Genomic DNA, 15,091 nt, shown 5'->3' on the forward strand with positions numbered 1-15,091 from the left:
ACAAGGGAACCCGCATCCACGATGCGCGTGGCATGACCATGCAGCACCTGGGCATGGAGTTGCGGCACATTGCGAACCGCGCCTTCATCGATTTTGTCACGCCGGCGCAGCGGGCCTGGTTTCGGCGCTGCATCGTGAAAGTGACGGCGGGCGAGGAGCTCGGCATCATCACGGCCGACCTGCAGACCGGCGCCGTCGCGCCGCAACCATTCTTCGTGACCGCGCGACCTGCGAAAGGCGAGGGCAAGTGGTGGCTGATGCTGGCCGCCAACCTGCCCGAAGCACTGCGCGCGGCGGTGCGCAAGCCGGACAAGCCCCCTCTGGCATCGGGCCATGAATTCATGCTGCTGGTGGAAAGCGCCGCTCAGCAGGCGGGCGAGCGGCTGGACCTGATGCGGGTGAATGCGGCGATCCTGACGGATGAGATGGCGGCTTCGCCGGAAACGCGTGCCAATTTGCAGGCGGCGTTCGATCAAGTCGTGCTCAACGACGCCTATGATGGGATCGCGTCGCGTACTGGCGCCGGCGAGTATCTGCTGCTGCGCGACCGTGAGGTGCCGTCCGGCACGCTCTTGGCAAGGCTGGGCGAGGCAGCCGAAAGCCACGCGATCCCGCGATCACAGCTCGGCCTTGAAACCAGTGCCCTGCAATTGTCGAGCCTGGGGTCAAATCTCAACCCTGCCGGCATCCGGCGCGCGGCTGCGACTCTACGCAATATCGATCGCCCGGTGCAGGAGTGGGAAGGCGTGGTGATGGAACAGCCGTTCTGGCTGCGGCCCGCTGTTCTCGCTTTTGGACTGGTCGCAATCCTGGCGATCGGCTGGTTGATCGTCTAAAGGATCAAAACTTCCGCGCCTGCACAACGTTGGCTATGATCGTGGTCTCGCCCAGCGCCTTGCAGGCCTCGATGCGGTGCAGGCCGCTGACCAGTACATAGCGGGCCTTGTCCGACCGCACCAGGATCGGCGCTTCCTGCCCCTTGTCCGCGATGCTCTCGGCCAGCGCGGTCACTTTCGCCGGATCGACCGGCTTGCGAAGCGCCTGAGGTACATAAATCTCTTCGATCTTGATGGTCACCGGCTTCATCGGTCGCGTGGGCCCTGATCGCTGTAGCAAGGTAGCGAGCCTGGCCCGCGGGATTGCCACTGGTCAAGGTCGAATTACTCCTTGGATTTCCCCGATATCGAGCAATAATGGCAAATATTCCGCTGAGGGCGCGGAACAGCGCGTGACGCGCTGCATTTAACGACCACTGGGGGAGGGTATCGACCACAAGATCTGGGAGGACCAAGATGCTCCGTATCTTCGCCGTTGCGGCAGCCATCCTCGTCGTCAATGCCGGTCTCAGCGCGAACGCACGCGCGGAAGTGACGATCTCGATCTCCTGCAGTTCGCTCGGCATCGAGCAACAGCTCTGCAAATCGAGCAGCGACGCCTGGGCCAAGGCGACCGGCAACAAGGTCAAGCTGGTCTCGACACCCGCCGATGCCAATGAACGGTTGGCGCTCTACCAGACCATGCTGGCGGCGCAGGCCAAGGATATCGATGTGTTCCAGATCGACGTGATCTGGCCGGCCATTCTGGCGCCGCATCTCATGGATCTTACCGCCATGCTGTCGGAGCAGGATCGCAGCGATCATTTCAAGGTCCTGGTCGATAACAACACCGTCGATGGCAAGCTGGTGGCCGTTCCATGGTTCATGGATGCCGGCCTGCTCTATTACCGCAAGGACCTGCTGGAGAAGTACGGCAAGGAGGTTCCCAAGACCTGGACCGAGCTCACCGATACGGCCAAGGCCATCATGGAAGGCGAGAAGCAGGCGGGCAAATCGGGACTGCAGGGTTATGTGTGGCAGGGCCGCGCCTATGAGGGCCTGACCTGCAACGCGCTGGAGTGGATCGCGAGCTATGGCGGCGGCAGCATCGTCAATGCGGACGGAGAGGTTACCATCGACAATCCGCAAGCGGCGCAGGCGCTGGACATGGCGAAGAACTGGATCGGCACCATCTCGCCCAAGGGCGTGCTCTCCTATTCGGAAGAGGAATCGCGCGGCGTGTTCCAGTCCGGCAATGCGGTCTTCATGCGCAACTGGCCCTATGCCTGGGCGCTGGCCAACGCCGACGACAGCCCGGTCAAGGGCAAGGTCGGCGTCGCAGTCTTGCCGCACGGCGAGGGGCCGGATGCGCGCAATGCCTCCGCCCTGGGTGGCCAGAACCTTGCGGTATCGAGCTATTCGGCGCATCCGGAGGAGGCGGCGGACCTGGTGCGCTATCTGACCTCGGCGCAGGAACAGAAGCGGCGTGCGTTGGAAGGCTCGTTCAATCCGACTCTGCGAAGCCTCTATTCGGACACGGAGCTGCTTACCGCCAATCCCTTCTACGAAGACTTCCTGCCGATCGTCGAAAGCGCCGTGCCGCGGCCGTCGACGGTGACGGGGCGGCGCTATAATCAGGTGTCCAGCGCCTTCGTCCGCACGGTGCATGGCACGCTATCCGGCCAAAGAACGGCGTCGGCTGTTCTGGTGGACCTGAACAAGGAGCTGGAGCGGTTGAGCCGCGGCGGCAAGTGGTAGGAATCGTCCTGTAATGCCGGCAGCGCAGCCGCATTCGGCGGCGCGGAATCTGGTCAGCGCCATGCCCGGGTCGATGTCCGGCAGGGTCGGCCGGACGCTGGAGCAACAGCGCACGCGGGTTGCGTGGCTGTTTGTGGCGCCGATGCTGGCGGCGGTCGCGCTCGTGGCGGCTTGGCCGTTGGCGCGCACCATCGCCTTCAGCTTCACCGATGCCTATCTCTCGGACCTGGAAAGCTGGGCTGCCATCGGGTTCGCCAACTACATCGCGTTGTTCGAGGATCCGCTCTGGTGGCAGGCAGTCTGGACCACCTTGCTGTTCACCGTTACGTCCGTCGGCCTCGAGACACTATTCGGACTGGCGATCGCGCTCACATTGAACGCGCACATGCCGGGGCGCGGATTGCTGCGGGCGGCCGTGCTCATTCCCTGGGCCATCCCGACGGTGATCTCCGCGAAGATGTGGGGCTGGATGCTGCACGACCTCTATGGCGTGGTGAATGCGGCGTTGCTGAAGCTCGGGCTGATCGATGCGCCGTGGGCCTGGTTGGCCGAGCCGAGGCTCGCCTTCGCCGCCGTGGTCGCCGTCGATGTCTGGAAGGCGACGCCCTTTATGACGTTGCTCATCCTTGCGGCATTGCAGGTGCTGCCGAAGGAGATTTATCAAGCAGGCAAGGTCGATGGCGTGCCACCGATCCGGATGTTCCTGCGCGTGACCTTGCCGCTGATCCGGCCGGCCTTGCTGGTCGCGGTCATCTTCCGCGGCCTCGATGCCATGCGGGTATTCGATGTGATCTACGTGCTCACGGGCAACAATCCGGCGACCACCACCATGTCGGTCTATGCCAGGCAGCAGCTGGTCGACTTCCAGGACGTGGGATACGGTTCGGCGGCGGCGACATCCCTGTTCCTCATCGTCGCGATCGCCACGGCGATCGTCATCACCGTCGGCCGGGTCAATGTCAGCGCGACGGGAGAACGGCGATGATCCGCAAGCGCCTCGGCAGGCTCGCCTTCTATCTGCTGATCGCTGGAATCATCTTCTATGCGGTGTTCCCATTCTACTGGGCGATCGTCTCTTCATTGAAGACCGGCACCAGCCTGTTCCAGGTCGAGTTCTGGCCAAGCAACCCCACAGTTGCGAACTATGTCGCCTTGTTCGAGGAGCAGCCGTTCGCGCGCAATATCATCAATTCGCTGGTCGTCGCGGTGGTGGCGACCGGCATCTCGCTGTTCCTCTCGGTGACTTCCGCCTATGCGCTCGGTCGCATCCGCTTCCGCGGGCGGACTTCGATGCTGATGATCATTCTCAGCGTCTCCATGTTCCCGCAGATCGCGGTGCTGTCCGGCCTGTTCGAGCTGATTCGCGCCATAGGCCTCTATGACACGCTGTCGGGACTGGTGCTCGCCAACCTGATCCTCACGCTGCCGTTTGTGACCTGGGTGCTGACGACCTTCATGCGCGAAATGCCGCGCGAACTGGAGCAGGCGGCGATTGTCGACGGCGCCAACGACTGGCGGATCCTGACCCGGGTGTTCCTGCCGATCATGGGGCCAGCGCTTTCGGCAACCGGGCTGCTGGCTTTCATCCTGGCATGGAACGAGTTCATGTTCGCGCTGACCTTCACGCTGTCCACCGAGCAGCGGACCGTGCCGGTTGCCATCGCCTTGATCTCAGGGGCCACTGCCTATGAGCTGCCCTGGGGCAAGGTGATGGCGGCCTGCGTCATCGTCACGGTGCCGCTCATCGTCCTGGTGCTGGTACTCCAGCGCTACATCATCTCCGGCCTGACAGCCGGCGCCGTGAAGGGCTAGCCGCGCACCTGGCGCAGGAAGGTGTCGACCTGATCCTTGAGGACGGTGCCGTTGCGCGCCAGCTCGCCCGCGGAGGACAAGACCTGGGCCGCGGCTGCGCCGGTATCCTGTGCGGCTTGCGAGACGTTGACGATATTGGACGCGACTTCGGTCGTTCCGGTCGCGGCCTGCTGCACGTTGCGAGAAATCTCCTGCGTCGCCGCGCCCTGCTGCTCCACTGCCGCCGCAATCGTCGTCGCAATCTCGTTGACCCGGTGGATCGTGCTCGTGATCGATTGGATCGCCTGTGCCGAGCTGTCAGTGGCGTCCTGGATGGCGCCGACCTGGTTGGCGATTTCCTCGGTCGCGCGTGCGGTCTGGTTCGCCAGCGCCTTGACCTCGGAAGCGACGACCGCGAAGCCCTTGCCGGCTTCCCCGGCGCGCGCCGCCTCGATCGTTGCATTGAGCGCGAGTAGGTTGGTCTGGCCCGCGATGTCGTTGATCAGGCTCACCACTTCGCCAATCTTCTTGGCGGCGTCGGCCAAGCCTTGGACCTTACCATTCGTGTCGTTTGCCTGCGTGACGGCTTCGCTGACGATGCGATTGGATTCGTTGACGCGGCCGTTGATTTCGCGGATTGAGGTCGACAGCTCCTCGGTGGCGGAAGCGACCGTCTGCACGTTTTGCGTCGTCTGCTCCGCCGCCGCGGAGACCGCCGAAGATTGGCGGGTCGTTTCCTCGGCGGTGGCCGACATCGATTCGGCAGTTACCTGCAGTTCAGTGGCGGCGCCGGTCACACTATTGAGGACGCCGCCGACGCTCGCCTCGAAACGATCGGCCAAGTCGTGCATCATCTGCCTACGTTCCACCTCGGCGCGCTTCTTGGAGTCTTCCTGCTCTTGGCGGAGACGCTCTGCCTCGACCAGCCCATCCTTGAAGACCAGGACGGCCTTGGCGACTTCTCCCACTTCATCCTTGCGATCGCTTCCTTTGACTTCGACGGCGAGATTGCCGGCGGTGAGCGCAGCCATCACGTCGATGATGCGACGCAGCGGCACGGTGACGGATCGGGCGATTAGGGTGGCAATCCCGGCACCCAGCAGGGCGGCGATGATCAGACCACCAATCAGAAACATGCGATTAAAGGAGTAGGAGTCCTGTGCCTTGCCATATTCCTCTTCGGCGGCCCTGACTTGAAGGGCTGTCAGGTCCTGGACCTTCTTCATGACCGCTGCGAGAGCTGGTCCCCCCTCTTTCTTGGCGAGATCTCTTCCACCGGTGAAATCGCCAGAAACGAGCGTACCAAGCACACGCTCGCGCACGCCGTCGTAGGTCTTGAAGGCGGCATCGGCGTCGTTCGCGAGCGCTTTCTCGTCCGATGTCAGGTAGGTCTGGAGATACGCGCCCCAAGTTTCCCGCGCCGCAGAGACGAGCTGGTCGATCTGCTCTTTGTTTTGGGCAATGGCGCTTGTGTCGGTGGAGTTTACTGACTCAATGACAAGAATCCGCACGCGATAATAGTCATCGGTGATCTTGGAAAGGTTCTTCAACGGAACGACTCGATCCAGATAGACGGACTGTAGTCCGTGCTTGATGTCCGATAGGCCGATGAGTCCGACGATGGCTACGCCAGTCATCAGGGTGAGAAGCGCAGCCACTAGGACCGCCAACCTGACAAAGATTTTGGTATTGGTAAGCATCGCCAGCTCTCCGAGTCTTATGCGTACACCGGGCGTGCGCGCGGGAGTGGACAGTGCGAGTGATTCATTAATGAGGTGTTGCACAGTCGCGCGATGTGGTTAGTAAATCGTCCGATCTATCCTTCAGGATATAGTTCAATCGACGTAGCGCGTTCTGCTCTCGCTCGCGTCCGGGTGATCGAATTGTTAGCTATCTGCCTGCGAGCGCCGATCGTTCGTTTGAAATTCCTAGGAACCGGGCGAATTCCTGTCGAGGCGGCGGATCAAGCGATCGTAGAGGCCCGCAGGAAGCAAGCGCATGACATGCGCGAGCCAGACCAATGGCCAGGGAAATGCCACGTATCGTTTCTTCTTCAGGATCGACCGAGTGAGAATGTCGGCTGCGCGGTCGAGCTGCATCGCCATAGGCTTGGCACGCTGCTTCTTGGTATCTTTGGTGACGACGAAGCCGGGCGCGGCCAGGGTCACCGAGATTCCCTTCGGCGCCAGGTCGATACGCAGGCTCTCCATGTAGTTCATCAGCGCGGCCTTGGCGGCGCCGTAGGAGGCGGCGCGCGGTAGCCCGCGGTAGCCGGCGATGCTGCCCACGGCAACGATCTGGCCGCGGCTTTGCTGCAGTAACGTCGGCAGCGCCGCCTCGATGAAATTCACCACACCGAACAGGTTGAGCTCAAGCACAGCGCGGATTTCCTCGCTGGTCAGGTTCTCCGGCAGGGCGCGGCCGCCGCCTCCGGCATTGAGGATCAAGCGGTCGATGCGGCCGTGCTTGCGCAGGGTTTCGGTCACGCAGGTCCGCGCGGCCTCGCCGATCGTCACGTCGCAGACCGATATTTCGCTGCTTCCGCCTGCCTTCGTGATCTCATCGGCCACGTCCTGCAACAGCCGCAGGCGCCGCGCCACCAGGATCACATGATCGCCATGCCGCGCGAGCCGCTTGGCCAGCGCGGCTCCAATGCCCGACGAAGCGCCGGTGATGAGGGTGATCGGCCTGCCGGTCTCAGCCAACGCGCCCTAGTCCGCAATACGCTGCATGGCGTCGGCGAGCGCCTGGTCGCGCGCCGCATCGGTCATCTGCGCACGGTCGTGCTTCTTCAGGTTGCGGCGGGCATCCTTGAAATAGGCGGTGCGCTTCATCAGCGACATCATGAGGCGATTGAGCGCGCTGGAAGGCCACCGCATCGGCCGGTCGAAGTCGAACAGCAGGATGATGCGCTCCTCGTCGGTGTGATTGGAGACGTGGTGTGTACGCGAATCATCGAACACGAAGCACTTGCCTTCGCGCCAGCGGACGGTCTGATCGTCTACCACCATGCGGCATCGCCGCCAATTTTGTGGAACAATGAGGCCGAGATGCGAGCGCAGCACCCCTTTGGTGATCCCGCGATGAGGCTTGATCCGGTAGTTCGGTGCCAGGATCGAAAACCAGGCGGAGCGCAATCCCGGCACCGTGCGCAACAGCGCCGCGGTCTTCGGACAGCGTGCCGTGTTACTGGTCAACTCCTCGCCCAGGCCCCACAGGAAGTAGGCACGCCATTTCTGTGAATGCGAAATGCGCGCCTGGTCGGGCGAGATCTTGTCAAAGAAGGGGATGCTCTCCCGGTCCTGTAGGAGGACATCAAGCTCGGCCCTGATATCCTTCCAGTTCGCCTCCAGCTTGTCGAGGAAGGGGAAGTGCTCATTGGGAATGAACGCGACGTTCGGGACCAGCGACTGCCGGCCATACAGCTTGGCCAACAGCTTCAGGATGCCAATTCCGAGCATCTTGACCCGCGCGCGCCGCCAGGCCTTCCAGGGCGATTTACCCTCGCTCCCGCGTGTTGCCGTTGCCCCTGCCATTTGCCCCCGTTATCCCGATCTGGTGCGCGGATTCATAAGGGGCAGAGCTCAGGGGGCGCAAGGGCCGATCGTGTCGCGGGTGCGCCGTCAGTGGGCAATCACGCTGCGGAACAGCCTGTCTGCTGCGTCCATGTCCGCCGGGAGACGGCCCGGAGCCTCGCCGGCTGCCTCGGTCGCTGCCGCGATCTCGACTGCGATCAGCCGGTCGAGAGCCGGAATGCGCGGCCCGGAACCCATTTCCCGTATCCGGCTCTTGGCGGCCACCAATCGCCCGATGATCTTGATCGTGGCGGCGGGAGGGTCTGTGCCGTCGATCAGGGCCTGAAGATGCATGGGCGGGCGGCGACCGCTTCGCAGGCGCAAGAAGCGCAGCGCGAGCGCCGGCCGCAGGGCGTAGAAGTAGCGCTTGAGGGCGATCCGATCGCGCGCGAGCTTCGCCGCCGCCTGGCGCCGCGCCAGATGCAGGTAGTGGTAGGTCAAGGCACGCGGATTCAACATGCGATCGGCGAAGGTGCGCAGCCGCTTCAGCGCAGCGGCCTCGCGCCGATAGATGATCGGCGATTCCATCCATTCCGAAATGACCGCGTTCGATTTGAGAACGAGATGCAGGGCCTTGCGAATGTCCCAGCCGCTGACGTCCATGCCGTCCTCGATCGGCGTCTCGATCACATCGCGGCCAGGGTAGACGCTGAGATACCAATCGGCCGGCATGGCATAGACGAAGCGTACGTCGTAGTCGCTGTCGGGCGACGGAAAGCCCCAAGCGCGACTGCCGGATTCCACGGCGAACAGGATGCGGCAGCCATGCGCGCGCTCGATCAGGTCGAGACGACGCTGCGCTTCCGCCCAGCGATCTCTGGGAATGGCGGGATGGGCCATGTCATGCGCCCGGCCGTGGCGCCCGGTAGCGGTCGGGCGGGACAACCGCAACCGGAACCAGCTCGATCAGGAGCTCCGGGAACACCAGCCCTGAGACCTGGATCAGAATACTGGCCGGCGCCGTGCCGCCTTTAAAATACCGCGAACGAACCTCCTGGATGATGGGCAGGTGGGCGCGGTCCAGGAAATAGATGGTCATGGAGACGATGTCGTCGAGGGTGCCGCCGACCTCGCGCAGGATCGCCTCGATGTTCTCGATACTCTTCACCATCTGGGCGCGCACGTCACCCACTCCGACGACATTGGAATGCTCATCCCAGGCGACCTGACCCGTCACATAGACCGTGCGTCCGGCGGGCGCGACCACGCCCTGGGAAAAGGCGCGGCCATTCGGTGCCCAGATTCCGGGCGGATTGAAGCCCAATGCCATTTCGTGCTCCCGTTCTCTTGGGTTGAGGCCTGGTGCATTGGACATGAGTCGCGTCAGAATTGAAACGGCCTTGGGGGAGATCGACATCGAGGTCTTTGAAGCGCAGGCGCCGGCCAGCGCGGTGTATTTCCTGTCGGCCGTGCGGGTCGGCCGCTATGACGACAGCAGCTTCTTCCGCATCGTCACGGTGGCGAATCAGAATGCCGAGGAGGCCCGGAAGATCGAGGTCGTCCAGGGCGGCCTCAAGCACAAGCGCGAGGATCTGCCTCCCATGATTCCGCACGAGGCGACAGTCATGACGGGACTGAGACACCTGAAGGGAACGGTGTCGCTGGCGCGCTTCGCGCCGGGCGCGGTCTATCATTCCTTCTTCATCTGCCTACGCGACGAACCGGCGCTGGATTTCGGCGGCGCGCGCCATCCGGACGGCCAGGGATTCGCGGCGTTCGGGGACGTGGCGCAAGGCTTCGACGTGGTGGAGCGCATCTTCGCGCGGGCGGAGGAGACAGAGTATTTGAAGAACGAGATCGCGATCAGACGCGCCGCTGTGTTGCCGGTCTAATAGAATTCGCCGGTAGCGCTGTGACGGCGCAGTGCTTCCGGCCGGTAGGGGCCGAACACATCGTAGAGCTGCACGTCTTTGGCCGCGAACCGCTGGAACACCGATGCATGTAGGGGCGCATCGACCGGTATCTCGCGGTCGATCTTTGCAAACCACTTGAACGGAATGCCCCTGGTTTCGTCATGCTGCATTCCAAGCGCGTCAGGATAGAGCTTCAGGACAGCGGGATCATATTTCAGTCCGGCGCTCTCGGCAGCCTCGAGCATCCATTTGAGAGGAATGTCGGAGAGGCGTGATTCCTCTTCCAGATAGCTGCCGCCGATATCGGAGTGACATCCGGAAAACCAGATCTGCTGGAACCATTCAGGTCCGTCCGTGGGCCGCTCCGGATTGTCGCCGGGCGTGCCCCATTTCACCCGGTTGAAGTCCTTCCGCCGCTCGTCGATCGCCAAGGCATGGCGAGCGTATTGGACCTTCGGATTGAGAGTCTTGTCGTAGAACCGCATCCGCCATTTCAGCAGATGAAAGGGCCGCCACCATCGACTGTGGCGAAGGCCGATTTCCCAGCGCACGCGGTAGAGTAGGTTGCCGAGAATGGCGAGAGCGACGATGACGCCGATGGAGATGCCGAGCAGGCTCGGCCAGCCGAAGTCCCAACCGAACCAGCCCGCTACACCGAGGACCGCGCTGAAGTTGATGGCGAGCGCAGCGATCCCGAGCACGATGGTTGCCAGCGTCATGTTGCTGATCGCGGCGACGGTGTCAAACACGCCAATGAAGTGCGGGTAGACATTGGCACCACTGCCATCGGCGGAGTTGGAGCGGTATTTCGCCCGGAAGCGCTCGGCCAGCTCACGCCGCTGATCCAATTGTTCCTTCTGACGCGGCGTGATTTCGTCCTGCTCCCAGGAGTGAGTGTGCTGGTAGACGCGCTTCACGGCCTGCTTCGCGATGCGCTTGGATGTCTTCATGTCGCGCTTGAGGGGCTGGTCGCCATCCATCGTGGGGATGCCACACAGCGCGATCACGGCGCCGAGGCAGCGCACCGTGTAGGCGCCGCGGCTGAAGCCGAAGAGGAAGATGCGATCATCGGGCCGCCAATTGCGGACCAATGCCGCGTAGCAATCGATGATATTGCCGGTGAGGCCGAGACCGGTTGCCTGGCAGATCAGGTTGTAGATGAAGTCCCAGGCCGTGCCGAGGAGGCCGCGCGCGCCTTTGCTGGTGCCGATGCCGGGATCGTAGAACGCGTATTGCTCCTTGGGATCGACCGAGCAGTCAGGGCCGCATCGCGTCGCGCGGTAGAGTTTGTAGATGTTGCTGCGGCGCTCATCGAACAGCACACCGCCGCGCTGTCCGGTGCCGTCGGAATAGATGACGAAGTTCCGGGACATGTCCCCCTCGCGTAACGGAGGTCAGGTCGCTAGTCTACTATAAATTGCTGACCTGTGGAAATGGTGTACCCAATCCCAAAAACGCTCCCGCCCGCCTTCAGGGCCTAGCTGAAGGCGGGCGGGGTGAGCAACAAGCGAGCCCTCGTCAGAGCAAGGGATAAAGAGAGCCTTACGAACACCCGCTTGTTGATCCGCAGGTCGTGCATTTCATGCACGTCCCATTTCGCACGAGCGTGAAGTTGCCGCATTCGCCGCAGGCATCACCCTCATAGCCTTTCATCTTGGCTTCGCGGATGCGGTCAAGTTTGCTCTCGATCTCCCTGGCGAGGTCGTTCGAGGCAATCAGCGCATCCACCTCCTCATGGCGCTCCATGTGCACATGAAGCTGCGTCTCGTCCTGACCATGTCCGTGCGCATGGCTATGGACTTCGTGCGGGCTCGGCGCCAGGGCCGTGTTGCCGACAACAGCGCCACGCGCGACGTTGGAGAGCACCACCAGGTTCGAGCGCACATAGCCGGTGGAAGCGATCCGCTTCACGCTGGCGATCTCACGCTGCGATTCGGGCAGGTCGCTCTGCGCCACGCCGCTCCCCAGCGCATCGGGATAGAGGTCGTGCGACTGGACGTGCGCCAGGTCGTTGCGCCCGAGATAGGAGATGGCGAGCTCCCGGAACATGTAGTCCAGGATCGAGGTCGACATCTTGATTGCGTCGTTACCTTCGACGATGCCGTTCGGCTCGAACCGCGTGAAGGTGTAGGCCTCGACATACTCCTCGAGCGGCACGCCGTACTGCAGGCCGATCGAGATCGCGATCGCGAAGTTGTTCATCAGGCTACGGAAGGCGGCACCTTCCTTGTGCATGTCGATGAAGACTTCGCCCAGCGTGCCATCCTCGTATTCGCCGGTGCGCAGATAGACCTTGTGGCCGCCGACAATGGCCTTCTGCGTATAGCCCTTGCGGCGTTCCGGCAGGCGCTTGCGGCCCTGCTGGACCTGGCGCTCGATGATGCGCTCGACGATCCGCTCCGCCACGATCGGGGCGCGGGCCGCGGCCGGCGCTTCGATCACGTCCTCGACCAGATCGTCATCGCCGAGGACCGAGCTGGCGAGCGGCTGCGACAGCTTGGAGCCGTCGCGATAGAGCGCGTTTGCCTTGATGCCGAGCCGCCACGAGAGCATGTAGGCGTCCTTGCAGGACTCGACCGTGCTCTGGTTCGGCATGTTGATGGTCTTGGAGATGGCGCCAGAGATGAAGCTTTGCGCCGCCGCCATCATGCGGATGTGGCTTTCCACCGACAGATAGCGCTTGCCGATGCGGCCGCACGGATTGGCGCAGTCGAAGATCGCCAGATGCTCTTCCTTGAGGAACGGCGCGCCTTCCAGCGTCATGGCGCCGGAGCAGTAGGTGTTGGCCGCCTCGATCTCGGCCCTGGTGAAACCCAGGGTCGCGAGCATGTCGAACGTCGGATCGTTCAGCTGCTCTGTGGTGAGGCCGAGGGCAGCCTGGCAGAACTCCTCGCCCAGCGTCCACTTGTTGAACACGAAGCGGATATCGAAAGCAGAGCCGAGCGCGTTCTCGATCGCCTGGATTGAGCCGGTGGTAAAGCCCTTCGCCTTCAGCGCATCGTGGTTGATGCCGGGCGCGTCGGAGAGCGTGCCGTGGCCAACGGCGTAGCGGATAATCTCTTCGATCTCGTCCTCCGCATAGCCCAGCTTGTGCAGAGCAGCCGGAACCGTGCGGTTGATGATCTTGAAGTAACCGCCGCCGGCCAGCTTCTTGTATTTGACCAGCGCGAAGTCGGGTTCGATGCCGGTGGTGTCGCAATCCATGACCAAGCCAATCGTGCCGGTCGGCGCGATCACCGTGGCTTGGGCATTGCGATAGCCGTGCAGCTCGCCCAGCGTCAGCGCCTGATCCCACGCCTGATGCGCGGCATCGAGCAAAGCGGCATCCGGGCAATTGTCGTGATCCAGCACGACCGGGAGGACCGAGAGGCCTTCATAGTCCGCGGTCTCGCCGTAGGCGGCGCGGCGGTGATTGCGGATGACCCGCAGCATCGCCTCGCGGTTCTTGTCGAAGCTTGGGAAGGTGCCGAGCTCTCCGGCCATTTCCGCCGACGTGGCGTAGGAGACGCCGGTCATGATCGCGGTCAAGGCTGCGGTCAGTGCGCGGCCCTCGTCGCTGTTATAGGGCAGCCCCATGGCCATCAAGAGGCCGCCGACATTGGCGTAGCCGAGGCCGAGGGTACGGAAGTCATAGGAGAGCTGCGCGATCTCCTTGGACGGGAACTGTGCCATCATGACCGAGATCTCGAGCACGATAGTCCACAGGCGCACGGCGTGGCTGTAGGCCTCGATGTCAACCCGGCCGTCTTCCTTGAGGAACGTCATCAGGTTGAGCGAGGCGAGATTGCAGGCCGTGTCGTCCAGGAACATGTATTCCGAGCACGGGTTGGAGGCATTGATGCGCCCCGATTCCGGGCAGGTGTGCCATTCGTTGATCGTGGTGTCGAACTGCACGCCCGGGTCGGCCGACTGCCAGGCCGCGGCGCCGATCTTCTCCCACAGGTCGCGTGCCTTCACGGTCTTGTGGACCTTGTGATCGGTGCGGCGGATCAGGTTCCAGTCGCCATCCTCGATCACCTTCTGGATGAAGTCGTTGCTGATCCGGACCGAGTTGTTCGAGTTCTGGCCGGAGACGGTGAGGTAGGCCTCGCTGTCCCAGTCGGTGTCGTAGGTCCTGAAATCGATCTGCTTGTAGCCCTGCTGCGCGAAGTGGATCACGCGCTGGATGTAGTTCTCGGAGATCTTGGACTTGCGCGCCTCGCGGATCGCGGCCTTCAGTGCGGGGTTCTTCTGAGGATCGAACTTGCCCTCGCCCTCACCGGAATGGGCAGCCTTCATCACGCGGTTGAGGTGGACGTTGCACGCCTGCGAACCGGCGACCAAGGCCGCGACCTTCTGCTCCTCCACCACCTTCCAGTCGATGTATTCCTCGATGTCCGGGTGATCGAGGTCCACCGTCACCATCTTGGCGGCGCGGCGGGTCGTGCCGCCGGACTTGATGGCGCCGGCGGCGCGATCGCCGATCTTGAGGAAGCTCATGAGACCGGAGGACTTGCCGCCGCCCGACAGCTTCTCATTCGCACCGCGGAGCTTGGAGAAGTTCGAGCCGGTGCCGGAGCCGTATTTGAACAGGCGCGCCTCGCGCACCCAGAGATCCATGATGCCGCCTTCGTTCACCAGATCGTCGGCGACGCCCTGGATGAAGCAGGCATGAGGCTGCGGATGCTCGTATGCCGACGCCGAGGCGGTCAGCATGCCGGTGCGGAAGTCGACGTAGTAGTGGCCCTGGGCCGGTCCGTCGATGCCATAGGCCCAGTGCAGGCCGGTGTTGAACCATTGCGGCGAGTTCGGCGCGCCCATCTGGAGGGCGAGCATGAAGCGCATCTCGTCGAAGAAGGCGCGGGCATCCTCCTCCGAATCGAAATAGCCGCCCTTCCAGCCCCAATAAGTCCAGGTGCCGGCCAGGCGATCGAATACCTGCTGGGCGGAATGCTCGCCCACATAGCGGTCCTCGGCGGGCAGCTTCAGCAACTCTTCGCGGTCGGCCTCCTTGCGCCACAGCCACTCGGGCACGTCGCGCTCCACGACCGGGCGCAGCTTCGCCGGCACACCGGCTTTGCGGAAGTATTTCTGCGCCAGCACGTCGGAGGCGACCTGCGACCATTCGGCCGGAACCTCGATGTCCTTCAGCTGGAAGACGATCGAGCCATCCGGGTTGCGGATCTCGCTGGTGGTCCTCTGGAACGCAATCTCCGCGTAAGGAGACTGGTCGGCTTTGGTGAAACGGCGTTCGATGCGCATGCTAATCCCCCGCTAAGCCCGCTGACGCGGAATCCTCCACCCCGCTGAAGAAACCGCT

At 63.0% G+C, this 15,091-nt stretch carries 13 protein-coding genes; 5 read left to right on the forward strand and 8 right to left on the reverse strand.

Annotation, left to right across the window (positions count from 1 at the left end; genetic code table 11):
- Positions 1 to 32 precede the first annotated feature (32 nt).
- On the forward strand, positions 33 to 836 hold the full coding sequence (locus tag DTX69_RS09255) for a hypothetical protein (RefSeq protein ID WP_119301249.1): 804 nt from the start codon (positions 33 to 35) through the stop codon (positions 834 to 836).
- 4 nt (positions 837 to 840) lie between these two features.
- Here the strand turns inward: DTX69_RS09255 and DTX69_RS09260 are convergent, their stop codons facing one another.
- Positions 841 to 1,077: a ParB N-terminal domain-containing protein gene (locus DTX69_RS09260; RefSeq protein ID WP_284735655.1), complete on the reverse strand. Its 237-nt coding sequence runs from the start codon at positions 1,075 to 1,077 to the stop codon at positions 841 to 843.
- Positions 1,078 to 1,292: 215 nt separating this feature from the next.
- Here DTX69_RS09260 and DTX69_RS09265 point away from each other — a divergent pair, with 215 nt between their 5' ends.
- Genes DTX69_RS09265 through DTX69_RS09275 form a run of 3 tightly spaced genes read left to right on the forward strand, consistent with a single transcriptional unit; the run spans position 1,293 to position 4,385 of the window.
- Entirely contained in the window at positions 1,293 to 2,573 is a 1,281-nt protein-coding gene (locus tag DTX69_RS09265) for an ABC transporter substrate-binding protein (RefSeq protein ID WP_119301251.1), read from the forward strand.
- Between the two features lie 13 nt (positions 2,574 to 2,586).
- On the forward strand, positions 2,587 to 3,558 hold the full coding sequence (locus DTX69_RS09270) for a carbohydrate ABC transporter permease (protein ID WP_322090883.1): 972 nt from the start codon (positions 2,587 to 2,589) through the stop codon (positions 3,556 to 3,558).
- Entirely contained in the window at positions 3,555 to 4,385 is an 831-nt protein-coding gene (locus tag DTX69_RS09275) for a carbohydrate ABC transporter permease (RefSeq protein ID WP_119301252.1), read from the forward strand. Before DTX69_RS09270 ends, DTX69_RS09275 begins: the two co-directional genes overlap by 4 nt.
- Here the strand turns inward: DTX69_RS09275 and DTX69_RS09280 are convergent.
- From DTX69_RS09280 to DTX69_RS09300, 5 genes are all read right to left on the reverse strand, one after another.
- Positions 4,382 to 6,148, reverse strand: coding sequence for a methyl-accepting chemotaxis protein (locus DTX69_RS09280; protein WP_284735656.1), 1,767 nt, complete (start codon positions 6,146 to 6,148; stop codon positions 4,382 to 4,384). The two genes, DTX69_RS09275 and DTX69_RS09280, sit on opposite strands and share 4 nt — an antisense overlap.
- A gap of 144 nt (positions 6,149 to 6,292) precedes the next feature.
- Positions 6,293 to 7,069: an SDR family NAD(P)-dependent oxidoreductase gene (locus DTX69_RS09285; RefSeq protein WP_119301253.1), complete on the reverse strand. Its 777-nt coding sequence runs from the start codon at positions 7,067 to 7,069 to the stop codon at positions 6,293 to 6,295.
- A 6-nt stretch (positions 7,070 to 7,075) separates the two neighbouring features.
- Entirely contained in the window at positions 7,076 to 7,900 is an 825-nt protein-coding gene (locus DTX69_RS09290) for an aspartyl/asparaginyl beta-hydroxylase domain-containing protein (protein ID WP_119301254.1), read from the reverse strand.
- An 87-nt stretch (positions 7,901 to 7,987) separates the two neighbouring features.
- Complete coding sequence (locus tag DTX69_RS09295; RefSeq protein ID WP_119301255.1) at positions 7,988 to 8,779, reverse strand: nucleotidyltransferase domain-containing protein; 792 nt, start codon at positions 8,777 to 8,779, stop codon at positions 7,988 to 7,990.
- Between the two features lies 1 nt (position 8,780).
- A complete protein-coding gene (locus DTX69_RS09300; protein WP_119301256.1) occupies positions 8,781 to 9,209 on the reverse strand; it encodes a RidA family protein in 429 nt (142 codons plus the stop codon).
- A gap of 43 nt (positions 9,210 to 9,252) precedes the next feature.
- On the opposite strand from DTX69_RS09300, the gene DTX69_RS09305 reads away from it, so the two are divergent.
- Positions 9,253 to 9,771, forward strand: a complete 519-nt coding sequence (locus tag DTX69_RS09305) for a peptidylprolyl isomerase (protein WP_119301257.1) — start codon at positions 9,253 to 9,255, stop codon at positions 9,769 to 9,771.
- Here the strand turns inward: DTX69_RS09305 and DTX69_RS09310 are convergent.
- Together DTX69_RS09310 and DTX69_RS09315 are read right to left on the reverse strand one after the other, a co-directional pair.
- Positions 9,768 to 11,165, reverse strand: coding sequence for a DUF2235 domain-containing protein (locus DTX69_RS09310; RefSeq protein WP_119301258.1), 1,398 nt, complete (start codon positions 11,163 to 11,165; stop codon positions 9,768 to 9,770). The genes DTX69_RS09305 and DTX69_RS09310 overlap by 4 nt on opposite strands.
- Before the next feature lie 169 nt (positions 11,166 to 11,334).
- Positions 11,335 to 15,033 carry a vitamin B12-dependent ribonucleotide reductase gene (locus DTX69_RS09315; RefSeq protein WP_119301259.1) on the reverse strand — a complete coding sequence of 1,233 codons (3,699 nt, stop codon included), beginning with the start codon at positions 15,031 to 15,033 and terminating at the stop codon, positions 11,335 to 11,337.
- Positions 15,034 to 15,091: the final 58 nt, after the last annotated feature.

The sequence above is a fragment of the Dongia deserti genome (genome assembly GCF_003574735.1).
In the GTDB taxonomy this organism is placed as follows: Bacteria; Pseudomonadota; Alphaproteobacteria; order Dongiales; family Dongiaceae; genus Dongia_A; species Dongia_A deserti.